Raw genomic sequence first — 21,321 nt, 5'->3', positions numbered from 1 at the left:
CGGACCGGCCATTTCGCCTGTCGACGGAACCCTGATCGTGGATCATGAGTGCGACTGGCATTCGAACTGCCCGTCCAGTCTGTGGGGAGTCCGCGATGACGGCCGTCGGCGATCGGGAATTGTGGTGTCCACTGGAAAGCTCGGTGCATCCGATGCTGACGCGGATCGAAGCCGACAGCATGGCCTGGCTCGACGCGCACCACGTGCTGCCGCCGCACCGGCGAGCCGAATTCCGTTCGGGCGCACCGGCCGCGCTGGGGTCCTACACCTATCCCCGCGGAACCCGCGAGGGCACACAGCTGGCGACCGACTTCATCACCTGGCTGTTCGCGTTCGACGATCTGTACTGCGACGCGAACCGAATCGGCAGCGACCCGGTCGAATTCAGTTCGATCATCGGCGACCTCGTCCACGTGCTGGAATCCCCGGCGGACAACCCTGTGGTGCCGGTCGCGCGAGCGCTGCGCGACCTGAACGGCCGGGTCGCGGCGATGGGCTCCCCGGTCCAGCGCCGCCGCTGGGCGGACGACACCGAGAAGTACCTGCTCACCAAACTCTGGGAGGCGGGGCGGCGACAGGCCGGATCCCTGCCGCCGCTGAACTCCTACGTCCATCTGCGCAGGCTGGGCGGAGCGAATGTCGCGTGCCTCATGCTGACCGACATCAGTCTGGGCCGCGAGGTCCCCGCGGAGGTCATGTGCGGCGACCGGATGACCGGGCTGGTGAAGGCGGCCGCCGATCTCGCCGACCTCGACAACGATCTGCTGTCGTATGCCCGGGAAAGCGGTCCCGGCGAGGAGTTTCCGATCAACGGGATCACCGCGGCGGCCTTGCACGGCACGCCCGACATCGCCGCCGCGAGCGCACTGGTGCTGGAGCTCCGGGATTCCCGGATGCGGACTCTGGTGGCGGAGTCGGAAGGATTCGCGCAATTCCCGGATACTCCGGCCGCCGACTTCAGTCGTGGCGTCTGCGAGTGGGTCAGCGGGCACATCGCCTGGATCATGAAGTCCGGTCGGTATTCCCGGCTTCCATTCGGCGCTCAGGAGTAGCCGAGACCGCGGAGTTGACGCGCATCCGCAGCCCTCGGGGCTGCAAGGTCGCCGACAGTGCCGGTCGAGCATCGGTCCCGGGCAGGGCATGCAGTCGCCAGCGGGCGGTCATGGTCGCCAGCGCAAGCGTCATCTCGGTGATGGCGAAGTCCTCACCGATGCACTTGCGCGCACCACCCGCGAAGGCCAGGAAACCGCCACGGGCCGTGGATCTTCCGGTGGTCGCCCACCGATTCGGGTCGAACAGCTCGGGATCGGGGTACAGGTCGGCCCGGTGCTGAATGGTGAAGGCGCTGTACAACACCGTGGTGCCCGCCGGCAGCGCGTGGCCGCCGAGTTCGGTGTCCTCCCCCACCGTGCGGGTCACGAACCAGACCGGCGGACGCAACCGCAGAGTTTCGGTGATGATCCGGCCGGTCACCGGCAGGTGGGGTAGGTCGCCATAGCTCGCGGTCCGTCCGGCCAACACCGAATCAACCTCCGCCCGTTGCTGTTCCGCGACAGCAGGATGCGCGTCGAGCAGACTCAGCGCCCACGCGAGCGCGGTCGCCGTGGTTTCGGTGCCCGCCACGAAGAAGGTGATGACCTGATCGCTGATCTCGAGGTCGCTGAGCCCGCCCCCATCCTCGTCCTGTGCGGCGACCAACGCCGAGAGCAGATCCCCCTGATCGGCCCCCGCCCGCCGACGCGCGGTGATGATCTCGGCCAGCGCCGCACGCAGGTCGGTGATCGCACGTTCGTAGGCCCGGTTGCCCGGGGTCGGAACCTTCAGCAGCGGAGCCGGTAAGAGCGTGCGCGCCATCAGCATCCGCACGACGAAGTCGACGTCCCGCAGCATCTGCCGCAGGACCGGTTGCGGGACCGAATGGGTGAACAGCGTCGCCGCCGTCACCGCCGAGGTCATCGCGTGGAGTTCGGATTTCATATCGAGCTCCTGGCCGTCGTTCCAGGATTCGACGATCTCTGCGATGCACCGGCTCATCACCGCCGCGTACTCGGCGGTCCGGCTCGGATGGAAGGCCGGCTGCACCAGTCGCCGATGGCGGCGGTGCAGGGCGTACGGGCAGGTGACCAACCCGTCGCCGAGGACCTCACGGACCCGATCCAGCAGGGGCCCGCCCTTGTCGAAGACCCGGTCCCGCCGCAACAACTCCTGGGTCAGCCCCGGATCGCAGACGGCCACCGCGTCGACCGGGCCGAGGCCGATCCGCACGAGATCCCCGTGCGCGGGCAGCGAACTCAGGAATCCGAGCGGGTCGCGCAGCAACGTCACCATATGGCCCAGCAATGGCAGTCGATGCGGAACGGCGGCGATCCCCGACGGGAATGTCATGGCGACTCCCAGGATTGGCGGAGGCACTCCCGAAAGGCGATTCTACGCTGGGGATTTGCGCCCGGACCGCGAAACCGCCGAACGCCGGCCGCTCGGGTCAGAGGCGAAGTCGCGCGATCACCGCACGATGATCGGTGTCCGGAATCGTGTACGAGGACAGGGCGACCGCGTGTCCCTGCGCGATGAGGATGCGGTCGATGCCGATCACCGGTCCCCACCGGCGGTCGGTCGGCCAGGTCGGGAGGGCGCCGACGCCGAGGAGTTCGGCGGAGTCGGCGAAGCGGCCGCTGACCAGGTTTCGGTAGGCGGCGTGGTCGTAGGTGGAGTTGAAGTCGCCGCCGGCCACGACCTGGCCCGTCGCCTGGTCGAGGATGTCCCGGATGCGGCCGAGTTCGTGCGCCCACACCCCGGCGTTCAACGTCGGCGGGATCGGGTGCAGCGCGAACACCGTCACCGGGCCGCGGCCGGGGTGAATCATGGTGGCACGCAGATTGTTCAGCCAGAAGCCGTCGAACTTGACGCCGTCCTCCAAGGGGTAGCGGCTGAAGATGCCGGTGCCCTGTCCAGCGCTGGAGGAGGGCGCGGTGAACCGGTGCGGCAGCAGGTCGGCCAGTCCCGCGGCGTCGAGCTTGCTCAGGAGTTCCGGAGTCAGTTCTTCGACGGTCAGTACCTCGACCTCGCGCTCGCGCACCGCCCGCACCACCGCGGCGGCCGAGCCGTGGCCGAACAGCAGGTTCGACTGCATCATCACCAGATCCGTACCGGGCGGGGCACTCCCGTCCGGCCACAGCATCGGCGCCTGTGACCACAGCGCCGTGGCCGAGACCAGGACGGCCAGCGCGGCGCTCACCCACCGCCGGGCCAGTCCGAGCACCAGAACCGCGACCAGCGCGCAGACCATCAGGTACGACGCGAACGATGCCGCCAGCACGGCCGGTTCCCATACCCGTGAGTTGTAGTGCAGCCCGATTCCGGCCACGCCCGCGGCGAGCAGCAGCCATCCGAGCACCGGCAGCACCCACCGGAGCAGGCCGCGGCGGCGTGCGATCGGCTCGACGGCAGCCTGCTGCTGCCCCAACGCGTTGACCATTCAGTCCTCCCCTATTCGCCGATCACGCTACGCGATGCCGGTCCGATCCACGAAAACCGCCCCTATTTCCGACAATTAAGATTGTTGCCGGATACTCGCCGAGTTCGATCGAATGGCGTCGAAGTCTTGATGAAATTAACTTTCCACCGTAAATATCTAATTGCAGTTAACGATCTGCCAGAACTGGCCCCTGACCGGCCATCGATACCAAACCGTTATTTCGAATACCAGCCGCCGCATGATGCGAACAGGTTACATTTCAAACCCCTGAAGTTGCGGCACACCCCACCGGGAACGCGCTGTTGCTTCACTATTTCGGGAGTTAGTTATGAGAACGACCGCCTCCACACTGCTTCGCGCCGGTATTGTTTCTCCGGTGGCTCTGGCCACTGTTTTCTGTTTGGCCGCGCCCGCGAATGCGGCGCCCGTCACCGTGAACTGGAGTTGCCAGGGCACGATCTTCGGCATCGGCCAGACCTCGAGCATGACCACCACGGTCACCGGCACCGCGCCGGGCTCGGCGGCGTCGGGATCGGCCGTGGCCATCACCCTCACCCCGGGCTCCTCCACGGTCCCCAGTTCGGCCTCGGGCTTCTCCGTGACGAACATCAGCAACCTGAAGATGACCTTCCCGACCCCGGCGAACTCGACGCTGGTCTCGGCCACCGCCTCCGGCGGCACCGTGGCCGGCACCGTGTCCACCTCGGGCGGGAACGTCGTTCTGACCGTGCCGGGTCCGATCGCGGGCGGCACCAGCTTCACCCCGCCGGCGGTGACCATCAATGTCACGGCCGGCAGCCCGGGCACCCCGATCACCAGCAAGTACGCGGGGACCAGTTTCGCCAACCCGGGCATGACCATGACGACCAAGGTGGGGTTCATCGGCAATGTGGCGACGTCGTGCTACCCGAACCCGTCCCCCACGCTGACCACCACGACCGTCAGCTGAGTTCGTGAAAATGCCTGGACCGGGCTGTTTCCGCCAGCCCGGTTCAGGTTCCGCCCATCGGATGGGGTCCCTGTATTGTCCACCGAACCCGCTCGGATGGCAGTGGAGCTCCGAAAAGCCCTGGAGCTCTACCACGGAACGGTCGAGGATCTGGCGCGTGAACTGCTCCGCCTGCTGGGGGTGAACGAGACCGACCGGCGCGCACTGGAAATCGTCCTCGTCGGCGGACGGTCGACGACACCGGGCATGCTTGCCGAACGGCTCGGCCTGACCGCCGCGGGCGCCACCGTCCTGCTCAATCGGCTCGAGAAGCAGGGCTATGTCACGCGCTCACTGCACCCCACCGATCGCCGCCGCGTGATCGTGGTGGCCACCGATCTGACCGCGCGCCGCGTGCGCGAGCTCATCCGCCCGCTCGCCGAGGAGAGCTTCAAGATGATGCTGAACTGGTACGACCTCGACGAGCTCGAACTGATCGCGGGATTCCTGGGCCGGGTCGGCGAACTGCAGCGCGTGCACCGGGAACGGCTGCGCGATATGGATCCTTACCCGCGGTGATGCCGCATGGCCGCGACGACCTCGTCCGGTGAGGCCGGCATCGTCTGCGTGGAGAACACCGCCGGACTGAAGCCGAAGCCCTGATTCAGCCGCCCGAGCACGCGAATCAGCAGCGAGGAGCGGGCCAGGAACGCCGCCGGATCCCGCAGCGCCACATCGACGAACGCCTGCCCGCCGATGCTCGACACCTGCACCCGGTCGACGTCGGCCCAGTCGACCGACCCCAGCCGGCGATGCGTGAAGCCCCGATCGGTGATGACCAGCTCCGGCTTCCGCCGCGGCAGTTGCAGCACCAGCAGCACCCAGCACGAGCCGAAGAACACGAACGCCATCGCGCCCACGACCATCGAGCTCGCCTCGGTGGTCAGCATGAGCACGCACCCCACCAGGACGAAGAATCCCGCCCCCGCCGCCAGCAGCAGCGTGCGCAGTATCGACGACTTGTAAACCGTTGTCGTCTCCAGCTTTCCGCCCCGCCCGTCGGATTCAGTCACCACACTCCACCTGACTAGCCCTCACCGCTACGGCGTCAGTATGCGTCACCCGCACCGCCGGGAGAAACCGAGCGCATCCCACGCCGGGTCGCGGCTAGAGCTTCGGAATCCCGAGCAGCCCGCCGAGGCAGCCGCTGGGCCCGGTCAACATGCCGATCGAGAGCCGGTAGTCACCACCGGTCAGCTTGCAGAGCAGCATCGCCGTCGCCAGATCCAGTCCCGCCGAGCCGGTGCCGAACCCGGTCTGCGCGAGCGTGGCCGATCCCGCGTCGGCGATGGGCGCGCCGGTCGGCACGTCCGCGGCAGCCGCTCCCGGCCCCGAGAGCAGGAGACCACCGGAGAAGCCCACCGCCACGGCCGATTTCACCAGAACGTGCGTCATACAGATCCATCTTTCGTTGCGAAAACCAGAGAGCCGCAACAGTAGTCGCCGAGACAACGGGTGAAACGACCACATTTCTAAGGGCGACAGGCTGGACTATGCGCTCTTCGAACCGTCCTGCCGTCACGTCGTCCCGACGCGCGACGCTTCCATTCGATCCGACCGGCTCGCCGCAGGTGGTGACTTGTGAGTCTCCTGGACCGGATCATCACCACGTTCGTCACCACGGGCAGCGCAGAATGGCCCGGCGTCCAGGAGATGCGACGCCTGCGGAACCTCGCCGACAACGAGGACCGCGTCGAGCAGGCCGACGCCCGCGGCGCTGAGCAATCCGTCCGACGCGTCCGTCCGCCCTCACAGATGCATTCTCGGAACCGCGACGAATTTCGGCGGTCGGCGCGGTCATATCAGTCGAAGGTGTTCCGTGCGAGGACGCGGGCACCCGGACCGCGAGGAGAATCGCATGAACCAGACGTCTGACCTCGCCGCGCCCGCGGTCGAGCATGCGCTGGCCGAGCTGCGACCGGCCCTGCTCGCCTACTGCTATCGCATGCTCGGCTCGGTGCTGGAGGCCGAGGACGCGGTGCAGGAGACGATGATGCGAGCGTGGCGGTCCGCGGCCCGGCTCAACGATCCGGCGGGCCTGCGGCCGTGGACCTACCGCATCGCCACCAACGTCTGCATCGACGCGAGCGCCGACCGGCGGCGGCGGGCGCTGCCGATGGATCTGGTCGCCGCGGCCGACCCGCGCGGCGAGCTGGGCGCCCCGCTGCCGGAGTCGACCTGGGTGCAGCCGTTCCCGAGCAGCCCGACCGTCGATCCGTCCGAGCAGGCCGTGTCGAACGAGTCGGTCCGGCTCGCTTTCGTCGCCGCCCTGCAGTATCTGCTGCCGCGCCAGCGCGCCGTCCTGATCCTGCGGGACGTACTGTGCTGGCGGGCCGCCGAGGTGGCCGAACTGCTGGATCTCAGCGTCGACGCCGTCAACAGCATGCTGCGCCGGGCCCGGGCGGCACTGGCGCAGGCACAGCGAGCCGGCGGCGCGCGGCCGCTCGATCCGATCGACACCGGTCTACTCGAACGCTATGTCGCCGCCTTCGAGCGATTCGACATCGCCGGTATCGTGTCGCTGCTGCGCGACGACGCGATCGTCGACATGCCGCCGGTCGCGTTCTGGCTGTTCGGCCGGGAATCGTTCCGCCGCTGGCTGATCGGATCCGATATCGGATGCCGTCGCAAGCGATTGATTCCGATCCAGGCCAACGGGTGTCCCGCCGCCGCACTGTACCGGGAGACCGACGGGCGGATGACCGCCTTCGCCATTCAGGTGCTGGAGTGCTCGGGCGGTCAGATCGCGCGGTTGCACACCTTCCTGCAACCGGAACTGTTCGGGGCCTTCGGGCTACCGCACCAGCTGGACTGATGGTTCACCCACCGCAGTCGGGCGCGGCGGTGTCGAACACCTCGCTCAGTCCCGCCAGGTCGAGCAGGATCAGCAGGCGATCATCCGCACCCACGAGCACGCACCGGCATCCGGAGCGCTTGGCCGTCAGGGCGATTCGTGCCAGCGCCTGCACCACCGCCGACGCGCAACCCGAAAGTGCGCGCACATCACACAGAATCGCGCGGTGCCCGTCGGCGCGCAGGGCGCTGACGCGGGCACACCACGCGGCGGTGCGGCCCGCATCGGGCTCGCCGGCCAGCACCACGATGCCGCCACCGGACGGCGATGCCTGTTCGAAGTACATACCGTGCACCACCGTCACGGCCTCGGAAACTCGTCGCGGCCCGAGCGCACTGCCGCGACGAGTTTCCGGCGCCCGGCCGGTTGTCAGGAGCATGGTCAACGAAACACATTCCCCAGTAGGGCAATCCGCACCACCGATGCGGCCGCCTACCACCATGAAGCCGGGAGCGATCCTCGCATTGATGTGCGGCGCCCAATTCATCGTCACCCTCGATATCGCGATCGTGAATGTCGCGCTGCCGTCCATCCAATCCGATCTCGGCCTGGCCGCCGGTGATCTGCAATGGGTGGTCATCACCTACGGGCTGCTGCTCGGCGGCCTGCTCCTGCTCGGCGGTCGCGCCGGTGACCTGCTGGGCCGCCGCCGGATCCTGCAGACGGGTCTGGCACTGTTCGCGGGCGCCTCGCTCACCGCCGGGCTGTCCGGATCGTTCGCCCCGCTGGTCGCCTCACGCGCGGTACAGGGCGTGGGCGCGGCACTCGCCGCTCCGGCCGCCCTGGCGGTGGTCGTCGCGACCTTCCCCGAAGGGGCCTCCCGAAACAAGGCGCTCGGCGTGTTCGGCGCCGCCGGCGGCAGTGCCGCCTCGGTCGGGGTGGTGCTGAGCGGCGCGCTCACCGCGGGGCCGGGCTGGCAGTGGATCTTCTTCATCAATGTTCCGATCGTGGCCGGCATGGTCGCGCTGATCCCGAGATATGTTCCCGCCGACCGGCAGATCCACCGGGGACCGTTCGACATCGCCGGGGCGGTCACGGTGACCGCCGGGCTCACCGCGTTCGTGTACGCCATCAACAAGAGCGTGGATCACGGCTGGACCTCGGCCACGACGCTGGGCTTCCTGATCGCCGGGTGCGCGCTGCTGGCCGCGTTCGCCGCCATCGAATCTCGATCCGCGTCGCCGCTGGTGCCGCTGTCGATGTTCCGGCGTCCGACCTTGAATGCCGCGAATCTCGTTGCGGCACTGGTGTTCGCCGCCTTCTTCGCCACCATCTTCCAGGCGTCGCTGCTCATGCAGCAGGCGCTCGGATACTCGGCCCTGCGCACCGGGCTCGCCTATCTCGCGATCGCGGTGACCGCCGTGGTGGCCGCGGCGGGCATCGCACCCGTCGCGCTCACTCGACTCGGTGCGGGATGGTCGCTGGCGCTGGCGCAGGGGATCGCGGCGGCCGGGCTGCTGTGGCTCGCCCGGATACCTGCGCATGCCGCGTACTGGCCGGATCTGTTCCCCGGCTTCGTCGCCGTCGGAATCGGCATCGGGCTGTCCCAGACCTCGCTCCAGGTCGCCGCGTTCATCGGAATCCCGGAGAAGGTCAGCGGTTTGGCGGGCGGCATGGTGGAGACGGCGCGCGAAATCGGCGGGTCGCTCGGTATCGCCATCGTGGCGGCAGTGGCGATCGCGGTGGGCCGCAGCGTGTCGACCGGCCCGGCCGCGGCAGTGACGGCGGGATTCCAGCGCGGGTCGCTGGTGGCGGCCGGGTTCAGCGTCGCCGCGGTCGTGACGGCGGTCGCCGTGGTGCGCCGCGCCGAACGCTCTGCTCGCACAACCGCGCCCGTCGTGGTGGAGGCGCTCTAATTCTCGGGCTGATGGTCCGGCGCGGCATCCGGCAAGAAGTAGAGCTGTGTCCGGTGTGGATCGAGGATCGTCGATCCACACCGGACGCGCGAGAGGCGGGACTGCTCAGCCGAGTTCGAGGTCCAGGTAGGACTCGGAGTACTCAGGTGAGGTGATGGTGGTGGTGCCGGGCGGGCTGTAGGAGTAGAGCTTGTCGTAGCCGTTGACGACCAGTGCGAGGCGGTGCCCGTCCGGGATGTCGTAGCAGGCGCCTTGCAGGCGCCAGCGGACGACGCGCTGCTCCCCCGGACCCAGCTCGAGCACCGTGCAGGGCTCGTGGGTGATGATCCGGGCCGTGTCGTCGGGGGCCACATCGAACAGGTAGGCCACCAGGGTGGCCGCCGAGGCCGTGCTGCCCACCGACAGGCGCAGGGCCGGGATGCCGCGCACGCGGCGACCACCCGTCAGCGCTTCGGACTGCCAGATCAGCAGGCGGTCCCGCTCGAAGTCCCCGACCTGATAGAGCTGCGGATTGCCGTAGCACTCCCGCTGCCCGGTCTTCAGGAACTCGGCGACCGCGGTGGCCGAGGTGGCCGCGGAGTCCTTGTCGCCGACGGTGAAGCTGCGCGTCCACCCGGTTTCCGGCTTCGGCACGAGGGTGCCGTCCGCGCCGCCGTTACCGAGGTACCAGCGTTCGGTTTCGGTGCTGACCTCGCTCCAGTCGAGCTTGGCTTCCCGTGGCGCGGGTTCGGTGATCCGTTGCGCGCCACCGGCGATCGGCTGGGTGCGGTAGGTGAACATGATCTGATCGCTGACCGGTTCGGATGGGCCGCGGTCGATGCCCCGCAGGTGAATGTCCAACCAGTCACGCGCTTCTCGCATCGGCGTGAGCAGGCCGGGGAAGGGGAATCCCAATGGGATTCCGACCAGTCCGGCGGCTTCGGGTGCGCCGTGATTGCCGATCCACACGTTGAGTCGCTTCGGCACGGTCAACCGGTTGAACGTGTCGAGCACTTCGTTGACCGGAAAGAGGGTCTCGTGCCAGGTGTTCGACATGAACGTGGCGATGCCGCGAGAGTTGGTCAGCTCGACGAAGGTTTCCGGCGAGCGGTCCAGCCCCCAGGCCACGACCTCGTCCATGTTCTCGCCCCGCTCGAAAAGGTCGAGGATCCGGAGGGTGTCCGGGTCGAACTTCTCCTCGCGTGTGCCACCGGTGAAATCGACCAGCAGTTGCATCGCGGCCAGGTGCCGGGTTCCGTTGTCGTACAGCGACGTGGCCAGGTTGCCCCAGGTGCTCAGTGCGACGACCGCCGACACCCGCTCCCCCGGGTCGGTGGCCGCGATCAACTGGCTCAGCCCCGAACCGTAGGACTCGCCGAGCATGCCGACGGGACCGGGCCCGAACAGTTCCCGCGCGTAGTCCAGCACGCGGTGGCCGTCGGCCCGGTCCTTCTCACCGGCGACGTCGATGAACCCCTGCGACGTGGTGACCTCACCCGGCGTGCCGAGACCGCGCGGCGTGTAGGCCAGCACGTGATAACCCGCCACGGCCAATGTCAGATAGGTCCACACGAACGGCAGCCAGCCCAGCGGACTCCACCCCGCCGGCACCACCACCACCGGACGCGGCTCGTCCCCGTTCAGCTTCACGGTCAACGCCGACAACAGCACCCCGTCGGCCCCGGGAATCTGCGTGATCTCCACCCCGGCGCCACCCCGGACGGTATCCACCACCTCATGCAACTCCGGCGGCAGCACCCCGGCCGGCGCGACCCCGCGCACCGCCGCCAGCAGCGCCCGCGCGACCTGCACCACCTCCGGCGTGAAGGTCAGACCATCGGCCCACATGCCATTGGCCGCAATACTTTCCAGGGTTTCATTGGTTACGTTCTGGACAGGCTCGGTCACTATCGACACACCCCGATTCCACTCATGTCGTGCATGATGAAAATGGTGAAAACCTGTGCCAGGAAACGCATCCGGCACTGATTCATCGTAGGAGCGAACCATACGAGCGCGTGGCGAACCAGCGAAACATACCGCGACTCACGCTCTCGCAGAACACATTTCACCGAGCATCCCCGGCGAACAATGGACTGGATTCAACCGACTGGTCGCGATGACCAGTCGGGACATCCAAACAAAGCAATCGCCGCCGATCCTGCCCCCGGACACAAAAGAGCAGGCCACACCTCGAGGTGTGGCCTGCTCTTCTCGGTGGTCCTAACCATGATCAACCCGAACCATCCCACGGCCCACGGACCGCAGTTACGGATCAAGCCGGTCGGAACACTCAGCACACGAGCAAGGGCTTGACCCACGGATTCATCTGTCGAATCCGACGGTGGCACCGTATGTGCGGAGGATTCGGCGCCGCACCCATCACTGCCCGGCCCATCCACCGGCCGTCGGAACACACGCTGTTCGATCACCGAAGCCGGGCTCTCGTGCTGGGCAGGACGTGATCGGGAACGACCACGGTGATCATCCGCGGGGCCACCGACGCGACTTGGGTTCTTCGAGTCTGGCCGCCGCCGAAGCGGCTGTCCGGGGCGGGGTTTCCCCGGACCAGCGTGGGACTACATCAGCGTGTCGCCCTCCCGTTGTGCCGAATCGACGCGGCTGGGCGTGGTCAGGTTTCGGGGAGGGGTGGGGCGGGGGTGAAGGTGACGGGGAGGGAGGCGAGGGCTCGGTGAAATGGGCCTGGGCGCCAGGATAATTGGGGGGCGGGGAGGGCCAGGCGGATTTCGGGGAGGGCGTCGAGGAGTTGGTCTACGGCTTCCTGGGCGATCAGGTAGGCGAGGGAGCTCGCAGGGCAGGCGTGGGGGCCGATGCTCCAGGCCAGGTGGGATCTGTTGCCGGTCGATTGGCCGCTGCGGATCTCGGGGTCGGTGTTGCAGGCCGCCATGCTGATGACGACGGGTTGGTGGGCGGGCAGCCAGCAGTCGTCGATGAGGACGGAGCGGGGCGGGTAGCTGATGCAGAAGTTCGCCATCGGCGGGTCGTCGAAGAGCACTTCGTCGAGGGCGTCGCGGGTGGAGAGGCTGCCGCCCAGGGCACTGCCGGCGAACCGGTCGTCCACCAGGAGCAGGAGCAGGGTGTTGACGATCAGATTCTGTTGCGGTTCGATGCCCGCGCCGTAGAGGGTGACCAGTTGGTGCACCATCTCGATATCGGTCAGTTCGGCGGAGTGGTGGAGCATGCGGGTGGTGACGTCGTTGGCGGGATGGGTTCGTTTGCGCAACGTCAGCTGGTGCAGGGCGTCGGCCAACAGCATGTTGCCCTGTTCGGCGCCGATGCCCTCGAAGATCGCGCGAAAGCCCTGCGCCGCCTGCCCGGCGAGGTCGACCGGACAGCCGAGCAGGTGGTTGAGCACTTGGAAGGCGAGCGGAAAAGCGTAGTCGCGCACCAGATCCGCCGAACCCGAGGCGCAGAACGAATTGATCAGCGAGACCGAGACCTGTTCGACGACGCTCTGCAGCCCGTATCGGTCGACTCCGGCCAGGGCGGCGGCATTGGCCTGCCGGTACCGCATATGTTCGATCCCGGTGGTGCGCAGGGAACTCGGCCGCCACTGCATCATGGGCAGTACCGGGCAGTCGGAGGGCACCCCGGCCTGCCACACCCGCGGATCGGCGGGAAATCGCTCGGGATCGTTGAGAATCCTTACCGCCGTGCGATATCCGACCACCAGGGTGGCCGAAACGCCCGGTGCGAGGTCGACCGGAACCAGCGACCCGTACTTCTCCCGCATCTCGCGATACGCGCGATGCGGGTCGGCGGCGAATTCCGGGGTGTACATGGGTACCCGGGTACCGCCCGGATCGGCCGGCCCGGCATCCCCGGTACGGACGAACGGCACAGACTCTGACATCGAACTCACTTCACGCGGTGCACAACACTCCCCCGCCGCCGTAAACCGCACATCCCGGACCGACGCGGAACGGTCACCCTACCGACGTGTGCCACCCGCGTGCACGGCTATCGCCCGCTTCGGCGGTCGGTGGGCCAGGTCATCGTTCTCGTTGACGTCCGGGTCAGCGGGCGCGAGCGCGTAGGCCTCTACTCCCATTGACCTTGGCCACCACGGACGGTGTTCCTCCCCGGCGGTGCCGCGGCGGACCCACCCGCTGCTTTCGACCTGCAGGCCCATCGCGGCGGGCGCGGGTTGACGGTCGAGAACACGCTCCCGGCGTTCACGCGGGCACTCGAGCTCGGGGTGTCGACCCTCGAGATGGATATCGCGATCACCAAGGACGGCCGCGAGGTCGTCACCCACGACAGCACGGACCCCGTTTCGAGGGTTGATATCTGGCACGAAAAAAGCAGGCCAGCACCTTTTAGGGCGCTGACCTGCTTTTGTTGTGGTTCTAGCTGGGATCGAACCAGCGACCCCTCGCGTGTGAAGCGAGTGCTCTCCCGCTGAGCTATAGAACCGGGGTCTTGTCGCCGAGGCGACTGTTCGGAGCGGCGTTTGCGGTGCCGCTCGAACGAGAATGAAGATTACACACCCGGCTGCCGTCACACCAAATCGCGTGCACAACAGCGTAAAACTGAGGTTATCGGGGGCGGTGGGGCGGGTGAGGTTTCACCGGGGTGTTGCCGGGGCGACATGAGGGCGTCGCCGAGACGGGGTGGGATATGGGCGATCCGTGTCCGTCCGGTCGCCGAGTCCGTGGGCCGACCGGCGAAACCACATGCCTGTAGTTCATATTTACCCCCATCTACCAGGCGATTTGTTACCTGCGCAGATAGTCGGCTAATGTTCTCTCTCGTCAGCGGGACAGCCGAGAGGCGCCCGGGACGAAATGCGGATGTAGCGCAGCTGGTAGCGCATCACCTTGCCAAGGTGAGGGTCGCGGGTTCGAATCCCGTCATCCGCTCGAGGGGCCAACACGGCCTGCTTGGCGGTGTGGCCGAGTGGTGAGGCAACGGCCTGCAAAGCCGTGCACACGGGTTCGATTCCCGTCGCCGCCTCTTCTTTTTGAAGAGCATAAAGACCCGCGCGATTAGCTCAGCGGGAGAGCGCTTCCCTGACACGGAAGAGGTCACTGGTTCAATCCCAGTATCGCGCACCACGTTTCATCCAGATCAGGCCCGGCTCACGCCGGGCCTTTCTGCATTTCCGGGGTGGATCAGCGGTCACGCTGGGAGCGGATCAGGGCTCCTGGACGAGCACCGGTGTCCTCGCCATCGCGCAGCACGACCTCACCGGAGACGATCGTGGCGCGATAGCCCTCGGCCCGCTGCAGCAAGCGGCGCGCCCCGCCGGGCAGGTCATGGGCCATGGTAGGCGGCAGCAGGCGCAGGGCCTCGAAGTCGATGACGTTGAAGTCGGCCTTCTTGCCGACCTCCACGACGCCGCGGTCATCGAGGCCGTACATCTGGGCGGTGTCGAGGGTCATCTTGCGGATCGCCAGCGGCAGTGGAATCCGCTCGCCCCGGGAACGATCGCGCGCCCAGTGGGTCAGCAGGTATGTGGTGTTGGAGGCATCGCAGATCGCGCCGACGTGCGCGCCGCCGTCGCCGAGGCCGACCGCGCTGGCCGGGTGCATCAGCATCTCGCGGATCGGGTCGTGGGTGAAGCCCGAATAGTTGAGCAGTGGACGGTAGAACAGGGAGGTACCGTCGCGGGTCAGGAGCTGGTCGTAGATGTACTCGAACTGCTCGGCGCCCGCGCGGGCCGCGTCGGTGGCGAGGCTGGCCGCCGGGTCCGGCTCGTAGTCCGGCGGATCGCCCAGGGTGAAGGTGCGGTCCAGGCCCATGCTGATGAAGGCCATCGGGTTGTCGGGGAGGTCGGCCTCGGTGAGGATCGTCTGCCGCAGGGCCGGATCGCGGAGTTCGGCGACCAGGGCGTCGAGGCTCTGACCCGCGCGTTCGACGGCGGCCTGGTAGCTGGGCCGGAACGAGAACGGGTTGAAGGTCTGCAGGCCGATGAGCAGTCCCAGCGGGCGGGCGGAAACCTGTGGGCGGATCGGGATTCCTTGTTCGAAGGCAGCACCGGCGGTGTCCAGCAGCCGCTTCCAGTCATCGGGTGCGCCATCGTGTTGCAGCAGGCCGAAACTCACGGTGCGACCGGTCTGCTCGGCCAGGCGCAGCATCCAGGCGAGTTCACGGTCGGGGGCGGCGAGGTCCTCGCCCATGATGCCGGCGGGGGCCAGTTCGAAGACGCCCGCGCCCGCGTCGGCCAGGGCCTGGCCGATGGCGAAGAGTTCCTCCTCGGCGGCGAAGGTGCCCGGGACCGGTTCGCCGTCGATGGCGCGGTGCACGATGGTGCGGGAGGTCGAGAAGCCTAGTGCGCCCGCCTCGATGCCCTCGCGCACGAGCTTGGCCATCATGGCGATGTCCTCGGGCGAGGCGGCGTCGTTCTTGGCGCCGCGCTCCCCCATGACGTATCCGCGGACCGCGCCGTGCGGCACCTGGGTGCCGACGTCGACCGCGAGCGGCAGCCGGTCGATCGCGTCCAGGTACTGCGGGAAGGACTGCCAGTCCCAGCGGATTCCGGCCGAGAGCGCCGCGCCGGGAATGTCTTCGACACCCTCCATCAACCCGATCAGCCAGTCCCGCTTCTCGGGAGTGACCGGTGCGAACCCGACGCCGCAGTTGCCCATCACGACGGTGGTCACGCCGTGCCAACAGCTGGGGGTCAGCTGCGGGTCCCAGGTGATCTGGCCGTCGTAGTGGGTGTGGATGTCGACGAAGCCGGGCGTGACCAGCAGTCCCCGCGCGTCGATCCGGTTCTCGGCCTCGGCGTGGGCGAGTTGGCCGGGCGGGGTGATGGCGGCGATGCGCCCGTTCTCGACGGCGATATCGCCGGTGTACGGCTCGGCGCCCGTCCCGTCGACGATGGTGCCGTTCTCGATGATGAGTGAGTAGCTCACGCGAGGTCCTAGCGTTCCAGGTTCACTGACATCGCACAGATTAACTAGACACAACGTCAGCGACAGCTGATTCGGCGAAATTCGCTACACCCTGTGGCGAATTTTGCTTCGCTGCGCGGTCACGGGCCGGAAATTATGGTGGTGCCCATGAGGATTCGGCGGTGGCGGCGGGTATATCTGGCGGCCGAGTACGCGGCGTTGTTCTTCGGCGGGACGACCTTGTACAACGCGGTGATGCGGGGGAAGCCACCGATTCCGGCGTTGCTGATCCTGGGGACCGGGGTGACGGTGTACCTGCGGCGGGCGAAGGGGTTCGACCGCCAATCCCTGTGGCGGGCCGAGGCATTCCCGGAGCAGGCGCGGTCGATGGCGGTGGGCGCCGGGGCGAACGCGGTCGCGTTGACCGCGGCCACCGCGTTGCTGCGGCGGGAGGATCTGTTCGATCTGCCGCGGCGCGATCCATTGATCTGGCTGGCGGTCATGGTGCTGTATCCGGCGTTGAGCGTGTATCCGCAGGAGTTGATCTTCCGGTCGTTCCTGTTCCACCGGTACGCGCCGGTGTTCGGGGAGGGCCGGGCGATGGTGGCCGCGAGCGCGGCGGCGTTCGGGTACGTGCACATCGTGTTCGGGAGCTGGTTCTCGGTGGCGGCCAGCAGTGTGGGTGGATGGTTGTTCGCGGCACGGTACATGCGGACGCGGTCGCTGTTCACGGCGTCGGTGGAGCATGCCGCGTACGGGATTCTGGTGTTCACGGTCGGGCTGGGGCGGCATTTCTATCACGGCGCCGCCCCGGCCGCGCGAATTCAGTTGGGGGCGGACAGAACTGTCTGATCCCGCTCCGCCCGAGCGGGCTGAATGAAGACGGCGATGGCGATGATGATCAGGAAGGCCAGCAGCGCCGTGCCGGTGCGGGCGATGTGGAACAGCTCCCAGCGGTGCAGGATCTGGGCGTAGTCGTCGGGGCGGGGCCCGACGGCCCACTGCTTGATCTTGCCGTTGATCGGGACATTGCCGAATCGGGTGATGACGAAGGACGTGATGACCAGGCCGGAAGCCGTTGCGGCCGAACGGCGCACGACTCCCCCGCTGTAGATCGCCAGCAGCAGCGAGGTCAGCGCGGCCAAGCCCATCGCCGATTGCATGACGGGTCCGTTGACCTTCATCAGGGCCGTATGGAAGGTGAACCGCACATCCAGCGGCACCGTCTTGAACGCTTGCGCGACATTGATCAGTCCGTATCCGAAGGCGCCGCACAGGTATCCGGTGGTGAGCAGGGCGGCCGCGGTGAGCAGTCGAGTGCGCATGGGTGAGCCTTTCGCGGAGAGCGCCGTCTCCAATTGGTTCAGTTTTCGGAATAGTTCAAATCTTCGAACCTGTATCCTGGATCTGTCAAGACCGCAGTACGACATCGATGGGAGGGGTTCGTGCCTCGGCCACAGCGAGCGGCGGACGCCGCGGGCGCACCGGTGAGTGCGGAACACCAGCGGCAACTGGAGGCGCTCGCACCCCTGATCGCCACCCATTTCCGGCGCGCCCACGGCGATATGCCCGCCGCGTTGCGCGAATCCTTCGACGCGGGCGGGCTCGGCAATCGGCACGGCGCGGTGCTCGCGCAGGTGCTGGCGGCGGGGAGTCTCAGCGTCAGCGATCTGGCCCGCCGGCTCGGCATCAGCCTGACCAATGCGAGTCAGCTTGCCGGGGAGCTCAACCGGGCCGGGTGGCTGCGCCGGCACAACGATCCGGCCGACAATCGGCGCACCCTGCTGTCGCTGCCCGACGATCGCCGCGACGATGTGGCAACCTTCATCAACCGCCGATCGGACGCGCTGCTGCGGGCGATGGGGCGGCTGACACCGACGCAGCGGCGGGGGTTTCTGGCCGGGCTGCAAGCCTGGGCCGACGAGATCGACTGACTCGAATCGTCGGGAGCCGGGCCGACGGGCGCGGCGGTTCGACCGCCGAATTCGGGCCTCGCTCGACGGCCCCGCCAACCGACGGGGATGACCTTGTCGGGCAGACTTGATCGGGTGGGAAACCTACCTGTGGCAGCGGTGGTCTGCGCGTTCATCGGCGCGGTGTTGTTCGCGGTGTCGGCGGTGGCACAGCAGCGGGCGGCGGCGGACGTCCCCGAGGGGGATGCGTTGCTGGCCAGCCTGATTCGCAATCCGCGGTGGGTGGCGGGGGTGATCGGAGACACGGGTGGGTTCGCGTTCCAGGTGGCGGCGCTGGCCCTGGGGTCGGTGCTGGTGGTGCAGCCGATTCTGGTGACGGCTCTGGTGTTCGCGCTGCCGCTGGCCGCGCACTACAGCGGGCGGCGGGTGACCACGGTGATGTGGTTACAGGCGGTGGCGTTGTCGATCGCGCTGGCGTGCTTCCTGGTGGTCGGGGAACCGACCGAAGGGGTCACCGAGGCGCCCTGGCATCGCTGGGTGGTCCCGCTGGGCTTGGCGGCCGGTGTCATCGCCGTCAGCGTCGTGGTGGCCACCACCGTGCGGGTGCCGACCCTGCAAGCCCTGCTGCTGGGCACGGCGGCCGGTCTGCTCTTCGGCGTCTCGGCCGCTCTCACCGAGAACGTGACGCAGTTGTTCTCGATCAGCATCGGGACCGCCCTCACGAGCTGGGAGATCTACGTCCTGGCCGCCTGCGGCCTGCTGGGCCTGTATCTGCAACAGCGTGGCTATCAGGTGGGCCCGCTGTCGGCCTCGCTGCCCGCGTTCACCGTCGCCGAGCCGCTCGGCGCGGCCTTCCTCGGCATGACCGTCCTCGACGAGCGGCTGCGGTCCGGTCCGCTGGGCACCGCCTTCGTCGCCCTCTCGGTGGTCGTCATGTGCGTTGCGGCGGTGCGCCTTTCCCGCGCGCAGGCCGCGCCCCTGGCCGACCCGCTCCCCGAGACCGACTGACCGGCACCGAGACACGTCCGAAATAGCCCGTTTTCCTGGCGATTTGCATTACCCACCCACCCATAGGCTAATGTTCTGTCCCGCAAGCCGATCGGCCCACAAGGCCGGGTGAGCACGCGGATGTAGCGCAGCTGGTAGCGCATCACCTTGCCAAGGTGAGGGTCGCGAGTTCGAATCTCGTCATCCGCTCAAAGGGGGATTTACCCGCGCGATTAGCTCAGCGGGAGAGCGCTTCCCTGACACGGAAGAGGTCACTGGTTCAATCCCAGTATCGCGCACCACGAATGAACAGATCAGGCCCGGCCACCGCCGGGCCTTTCTGCTTTTCCGGCTACCGACGCCGAGCGCGCAGTTCCACCGCGTCGAGGATCAGTTCCAGGGCGACCTCGAATTGGTCCTCCTCCTCCACTTCCGGCAGATGCGAGGCCACGGCCGCGATATTGGGATAGCGATCGGCGGGCAACGCGACGTATTCGCGACTCCACGCGGCGTGATCCGCGGCCCGGTCGGCTTCGGGCACGGTCAGCAACATCGCTTCGAGGGCCGAATAGGACAGGGCGACTTCGACCAGCGCCCGATAGGACGACGCGGCCTCGCGGCCCTGCAATCCCGCCTGGAGCAGAGCCCCGATGACGATCTCCGCGCCCGCGAATTCCGCCTCGCGCCGGGAGGTCCGGCCCGCCACCACCACCGCGACGCGCGGGTGTGTGTGGCAGGCGCGGCGCACCCGCGCGGCGAGGTCGCGCAGGGTGTCACGCCAGTCCGGCGACGGGACCATGCCTTCCAGGGCCTCGGCGATGAGCTTGTTCGACAGCGCCAGCAGCAGCTCGTCCTTGTTGCGGAAGTGCCGCAGCACCGCGGTGTGGTCGACGCCCAGTTCCGCGCCGAGCTGACGCAGGGTGAGCGCGTCGGCCCCGTCTCGCTCCATGACCGTCATCGCGGTTTCCAAGATCAACTCAGGGGTCAGGAAACTCAGCGACCGGCGGCGACGCGGTGCGGCGGAACCAGAGGATTTCACCCTGGTCAGGGTACCGGCAGCAAATAAGCACCAGCGTTGACACCACTGTTGTTAAGTGATTCCATGCTCCGGCACCCGCTGAAGAACGGAAGCACTGATGCTCAGAAGATCCCTGTCCGCCGTCGCCTGCCTGGCCGTCGCCGCGACCCTCGCCGTGAGCGGCTCCGCGGCCGCCTCGGGCCCGTTGCCGCTACCGCTGCTCCCCCACGTGCCCTTCTATCCGACGACCACCGTCGCAGCGTCGAGCCATCCGACGCCGCTGCCCGGAACCGGGAAACCGATCCAGGCCACCTACACCTACGAGGGGCAGCAGCGCACGCTCGCCGACTACCTCACACGCAGCTCCGCGCGCAGTTTCGTTGTGGTGCAGAACGATTCGATCGTCGACGAGCGCTACTTCGCCGGGTACTCGGCCGCCAGCCGCTTCAACTCGTGGTCGGTCGGCAAGTCGATCACCGCCACCGCGGTCGGGATCGCGATCGCCGAGGGGCGGATCGGGTCGGTGGACGATCCGGTCACCCGGTACGTCGGCGAGTTGAAAGGCACCGGCTACGACGGGGTCCGGATCCGGGACGTCCTGCACATGGCGTCGGGGCACGAGTACGACGAGACCGACTACGCCGATCCGACCAAGGGGTCCACCGCCACCACGATTCGTATGGTCGCGGGGACCTCGCTCATCGATCAGGCCAAGGAGGCCGAGCGCGACACCCCGCCGGGCACGCGGTGGAACTACGACTCGATGAACACCTTCGTCCTGGGCTGGGTGGTGGCCGAGGCGACCGGGCATCCGCTGTCGTCGTATGTGCAGGACAAGATCTGGCAGCCGGCGGGCATGCAGATGTCCGCGCTGCTGGGGCACGACTACCGGGGCAGCGATATCGCGTACTGCTGCTATCACGCCACCGCAAGGGATTTCGCGCGATTCGGACTGCTGTATCTGCATGACGGGCGGGTCGGCGACCGGCAGGTGGTGCCCGCGCAGTGGGTACGGGACTCCACCCACAGCAGCGAGCCGTATCTGCAGCCGCATCACCTGATGCCGGAGTCGCCCGAGTCGTCGGAGAACAATTACGGCTACGGCTATCAGTGGTGGCTCGGCGACGGTGACCGGGGCGATTACGTGGCCGTGGGCATCCTCGGCCAGTACATCTACGTGTCGCCCAAGGACAACGTGGTGATCGTCAAGACCAGCGAGGATCTCAACTCGGAGGAGAACATGGGCGAGGCGATCTTCGCCTTCCGGGCGACCGCGGACGCGCTGCGCCGCTGAGGCCGAACGGGTGGGGCCGGAGCGCCGGTTCCACCCGATTTGCTTTACCCACCCACCCATAGGCTAATGTTCTGTCCCGCAAGCCGATCGGCCCACA

Annotated in this window: 19 protein-coding genes, 6 tRNA genes and 1 pseudogene; 15 read left to right on the top strand and 11 right to left on the bottom strand. The window is 67.7% G+C overall.

Annotated elements, in window-relative coordinates; all coding sequences use genetic code 11:
• Positions 1 to 95 precede the first annotated feature (95 nt).
• A complete protein-coding gene (locus ACQP06_RS13915; protein WP_433672593.1) occupies positions 96 to 1,052 on the top strand; it encodes a terpene synthase family protein in 957 nt (318 codons plus the stop codon).
• On the opposite strand, the gene ACQP06_RS13910 is transcribed toward ACQP06_RS13915, so the two are convergent.
• Both ACQP06_RS13910 and ACQP06_RS13905 read right to left on the bottom strand, forming a co-directional pair.
• Positions 1,003 to 2,385, bottom strand: a complete 1,383-nt coding sequence (locus ACQP06_RS13910; RefSeq protein WP_433672592.1) for a cytochrome P450 — start codon at positions 2,383 to 2,385, stop codon at positions 1,003 to 1,005. The genes ACQP06_RS13915 and ACQP06_RS13910 overlap by 50 nt on opposite strands.
• Before the next feature lie 97 nt (positions 2,386 to 2,482).
• Entirely contained in the window at positions 2,483 to 3,475 is a 993-nt protein-coding gene (locus ACQP06_RS13905) for an endonuclease/exonuclease/phosphatase family protein (RefSeq protein ID WP_433672591.1), read from the bottom strand.
• Positions 3,476 to 3,851: 376 nt separating this feature from the next.
• On the opposite strand from ACQP06_RS13905, the gene ACQP06_RS13900 reads away from it, so the two are divergent.
• Both ACQP06_RS13900 and ACQP06_RS13895 read left to right on the top strand, forming a co-directional pair.
• Entirely contained in the window at positions 3,852 to 4,424 is a 573-nt protein-coding gene (locus ACQP06_RS13900) for a hypothetical protein (RefSeq protein ID WP_433672590.1), read from the top strand.
• Positions 4,425 to 4,520: 96 nt separating this feature from the next.
• Complete coding sequence (locus ACQP06_RS13895; RefSeq protein WP_357094050.1) at positions 4,521 to 4,982, top strand: MarR family winged helix-turn-helix transcriptional regulator; 462 nt, start codon at positions 4,521 to 4,523, stop codon at positions 4,980 to 4,982.
• Here the strand turns inward: ACQP06_RS13895 and ACQP06_RS13890 are convergent.
• A complete protein-coding gene (locus ACQP06_RS13890; RefSeq protein WP_433672589.1) occupies positions 4,970 to 5,476 on the bottom strand; it encodes an STM3941 family protein in 507 nt (168 codons plus the stop codon). The genes ACQP06_RS13895 and ACQP06_RS13890 overlap by 13 nt on opposite strands.
• Positions 5,477 to 5,570: 94 nt before the next feature.
• Complete coding sequence (locus ACQP06_RS13885) at positions 5,571 to 5,858, bottom strand: hypothetical protein (RefSeq protein WP_379097259.1); 288 nt, start codon at positions 5,856 to 5,858, stop codon at positions 5,571 to 5,573.
• A 463-nt stretch (positions 5,859 to 6,321) separates the two neighbouring features.
• Between ACQP06_RS13885 and ACQP06_RS13880 the strand changes: the two genes are divergently transcribed.
• Positions 6,322 to 7,278, top strand: a complete 957-nt coding sequence (locus ACQP06_RS13880) for an RNA polymerase subunit sigma-70 (protein WP_433672588.1) — start codon at positions 6,322 to 6,324, stop codon at positions 7,276 to 7,278.
• A 4-nt stretch (positions 7,279 to 7,282) separates the two neighbouring features.
• Here ACQP06_RS13880 and ACQP06_RS13875 read toward each other — a convergent pair whose 3' ends face one another.
• The gene (locus ACQP06_RS13875; RefSeq protein ID WP_433672587.1) at positions 7,283 to 7,696 is read right to left on the bottom strand and encodes an STAS domain-containing protein; all 414 of its coding nucleotides are present in this window, start codon (positions 7,694 to 7,696) and stop codon (positions 7,283 to 7,285) included.
• Between the two features lie 61 nt (positions 7,697 to 7,757).
• Here ACQP06_RS13875 and ACQP06_RS13870 point away from each other — a divergent pair, with 61 nt between their 5' ends.
• Positions 7,758 to 9,173 carry an MFS transporter gene (locus tag ACQP06_RS13870; RefSeq protein ID WP_433672586.1) on the top strand — a complete coding sequence of 472 codons (1,416 nt, stop codon included), beginning with the start codon at positions 7,758 to 7,760 and terminating at the stop codon, positions 9,171 to 9,173.
• A gap of 105 nt (positions 9,174 to 9,278) precedes the next feature.
• Here ACQP06_RS13870 and ACQP06_RS13865 read toward each other — a convergent pair whose 3' ends face one another.
• Both ACQP06_RS13865 and ACQP06_RS13860 read right to left on the bottom strand, forming a co-directional pair.
• Entirely contained in the window at positions 9,279 to 11,060 is a 1,782-nt protein-coding gene (locus tag ACQP06_RS13865; RefSeq protein ID WP_433672585.1) for an alpha/beta fold hydrolase, read from the bottom strand.
• A gap of 724 nt (positions 11,061 to 11,784) precedes the next feature.
• Positions 11,785 to 13,026, bottom strand: coding sequence for a cytochrome P450 (locus ACQP06_RS13860; protein WP_433672584.1), 1,242 nt, complete (start codon positions 13,024 to 13,026; stop codon positions 11,785 to 11,787).
• 219 nt (positions 13,027 to 13,245) lie between these two features.
• On the opposite strand from ACQP06_RS13860, the pseudogene ACQP06_RS13855 reads away from it, so the two are divergent.
• Positions 13,246 to 13,428 (top strand): annotated as a pseudogene (locus ACQP06_RS13855) (glycerophosphodiester phosphodiesterase family protein); the annotation flags it as partial.
• An 89-nt stretch (positions 13,429 to 13,517) separates the two neighbouring features.
• Here ACQP06_RS13855 and ACQP06_RS13850 read toward each other — a convergent pair.
• Positions 13,518 to 13,589 (bottom strand) — tRNA-Val (locus ACQP06_RS13850).
• Positions 13,590 to 13,962: 373 nt separating this feature from the next.
• Here ACQP06_RS13850 and ACQP06_RS13845 point away from each other — a divergent pair.
• The 3 genes from ACQP06_RS13845 to ACQP06_RS13835 all read left to right on the top strand — a co-directional run bounded on the left by ACQP06_RS13845 (position 13,963) and on the right by ACQP06_RS13835 (position 14,230).
• Positions 13,963 to 14,035, top strand: a tRNA-Gly gene (locus ACQP06_RS13845).
• Positions 14,036 to 14,058: 23 nt separating this feature from the next.
• Positions 14,059 to 14,129 (top strand) — tRNA-Cys (locus tag ACQP06_RS13840).
• Between the two features lie 26 nt (positions 14,130 to 14,155).
• A tRNA-Val gene (locus ACQP06_RS13835) sits at positions 14,156 to 14,230 on the top strand.
• 57 nt (positions 14,231 to 14,287) lie between these two features.
• On the opposite strand, the gene ACQP06_RS13830 is transcribed toward ACQP06_RS13835, so the two are convergent.
• On the bottom strand, positions 14,288 to 16,033 hold the full coding sequence (locus tag ACQP06_RS13830; RefSeq protein ID WP_433672583.1) for an N-acyl-D-amino-acid deacylase family protein: 1,746 nt from the start codon (positions 16,031 to 16,033) through the stop codon (positions 14,288 to 14,290).
• A gap of 147 nt (positions 16,034 to 16,180) precedes the next feature.
• On the opposite strand from ACQP06_RS13830, the gene ACQP06_RS13825 reads away from it, so the two are divergent.
• Positions 16,181 to 16,864, top strand: coding sequence for a CPBP family intramembrane glutamic endopeptidase (locus ACQP06_RS13825; protein ID WP_433672582.1), 684 nt, complete (start codon positions 16,181 to 16,183; stop codon positions 16,862 to 16,864).
• Here ACQP06_RS13825 and ACQP06_RS13820 read toward each other — a convergent pair.
• Complete coding sequence (locus ACQP06_RS13820; protein ID WP_433672581.1) at positions 16,837 to 17,337, bottom strand: DUF1772 domain-containing protein; 501 nt, start codon at positions 17,335 to 17,337, stop codon at positions 16,837 to 16,839. The two genes, ACQP06_RS13825 and ACQP06_RS13820, sit on opposite strands and share 28 nt — an antisense overlap.
• 120 nt (positions 17,338 to 17,457) lie before the next feature.
• On the opposite strand from ACQP06_RS13820, the gene ACQP06_RS13815 reads away from it, so the two are divergent.
• The 4 genes from ACQP06_RS13815 (at position 17,458) to ACQP06_RS13800 (ending at position 19,214) form a co-directional block, all read left to right on the top strand.
• Entirely contained in the window at positions 17,458 to 17,946 is a 489-nt protein-coding gene (locus tag ACQP06_RS13815) for a MarR family winged helix-turn-helix transcriptional regulator (RefSeq protein ID WP_357093990.1), read from the top strand.
• A gap of 114 nt (positions 17,947 to 18,060) precedes the next feature.
• The gene (locus ACQP06_RS13810) at positions 18,061 to 18,933 is read left to right on the top strand and encodes a DMT family transporter (protein WP_433672580.1); all 873 of its coding nucleotides are present in this window, start codon (positions 18,061 to 18,063) and stop codon (positions 18,931 to 18,933) included.
• A 116-nt stretch (positions 18,934 to 19,049) separates the two neighbouring features.
• Positions 19,050 to 19,122: transfer RNA gene (locus tag ACQP06_RS13805), tRNA-Gly, on the top strand.
• Between the two features lie 17 nt (positions 19,123 to 19,139).
• Positions 19,140 to 19,214: transfer RNA gene (locus ACQP06_RS13800), tRNA-Val, on the top strand.
• A gap of 50 nt (positions 19,215 to 19,264) precedes the next feature.
• Here the strand turns inward: ACQP06_RS13800 and ACQP06_RS13795 are convergent.
• The gene (locus ACQP06_RS13795; RefSeq protein ID WP_433672579.1) at positions 19,265 to 19,951 is read right to left on the bottom strand and encodes a TetR/AcrR family transcriptional regulator; all 687 of its coding nucleotides are present in this window, start codon (positions 19,949 to 19,951) and stop codon (positions 19,265 to 19,267) included.
• 97 nt (positions 19,952 to 20,048) lie between these two features.
• Between ACQP06_RS13795 and ACQP06_RS13790 the strand changes: the two genes are divergently transcribed.
• Positions 20,049 to 21,224 carry a serine hydrolase domain-containing protein gene (locus ACQP06_RS13790; RefSeq protein ID WP_433672578.1) on the top strand — a complete coding sequence of 392 codons (1,176 nt, stop codon included), beginning with the start codon at positions 20,049 to 20,051 and terminating at the stop codon, positions 21,222 to 21,224.
• Positions 21,225 to 21,321 lie beyond the last annotated feature (97 nt).

This window comes from Nocardia sp. CA-136227, from assembly GCF_050955695.1.
GTDB lineage: Bacteria > Actinomycetota > Actinomycetes > Mycobacteriales > Mycobacteriaceae > Nocardia.
This window is presented reverse-complemented; position numbering and strand designations above follow the sequence as displayed.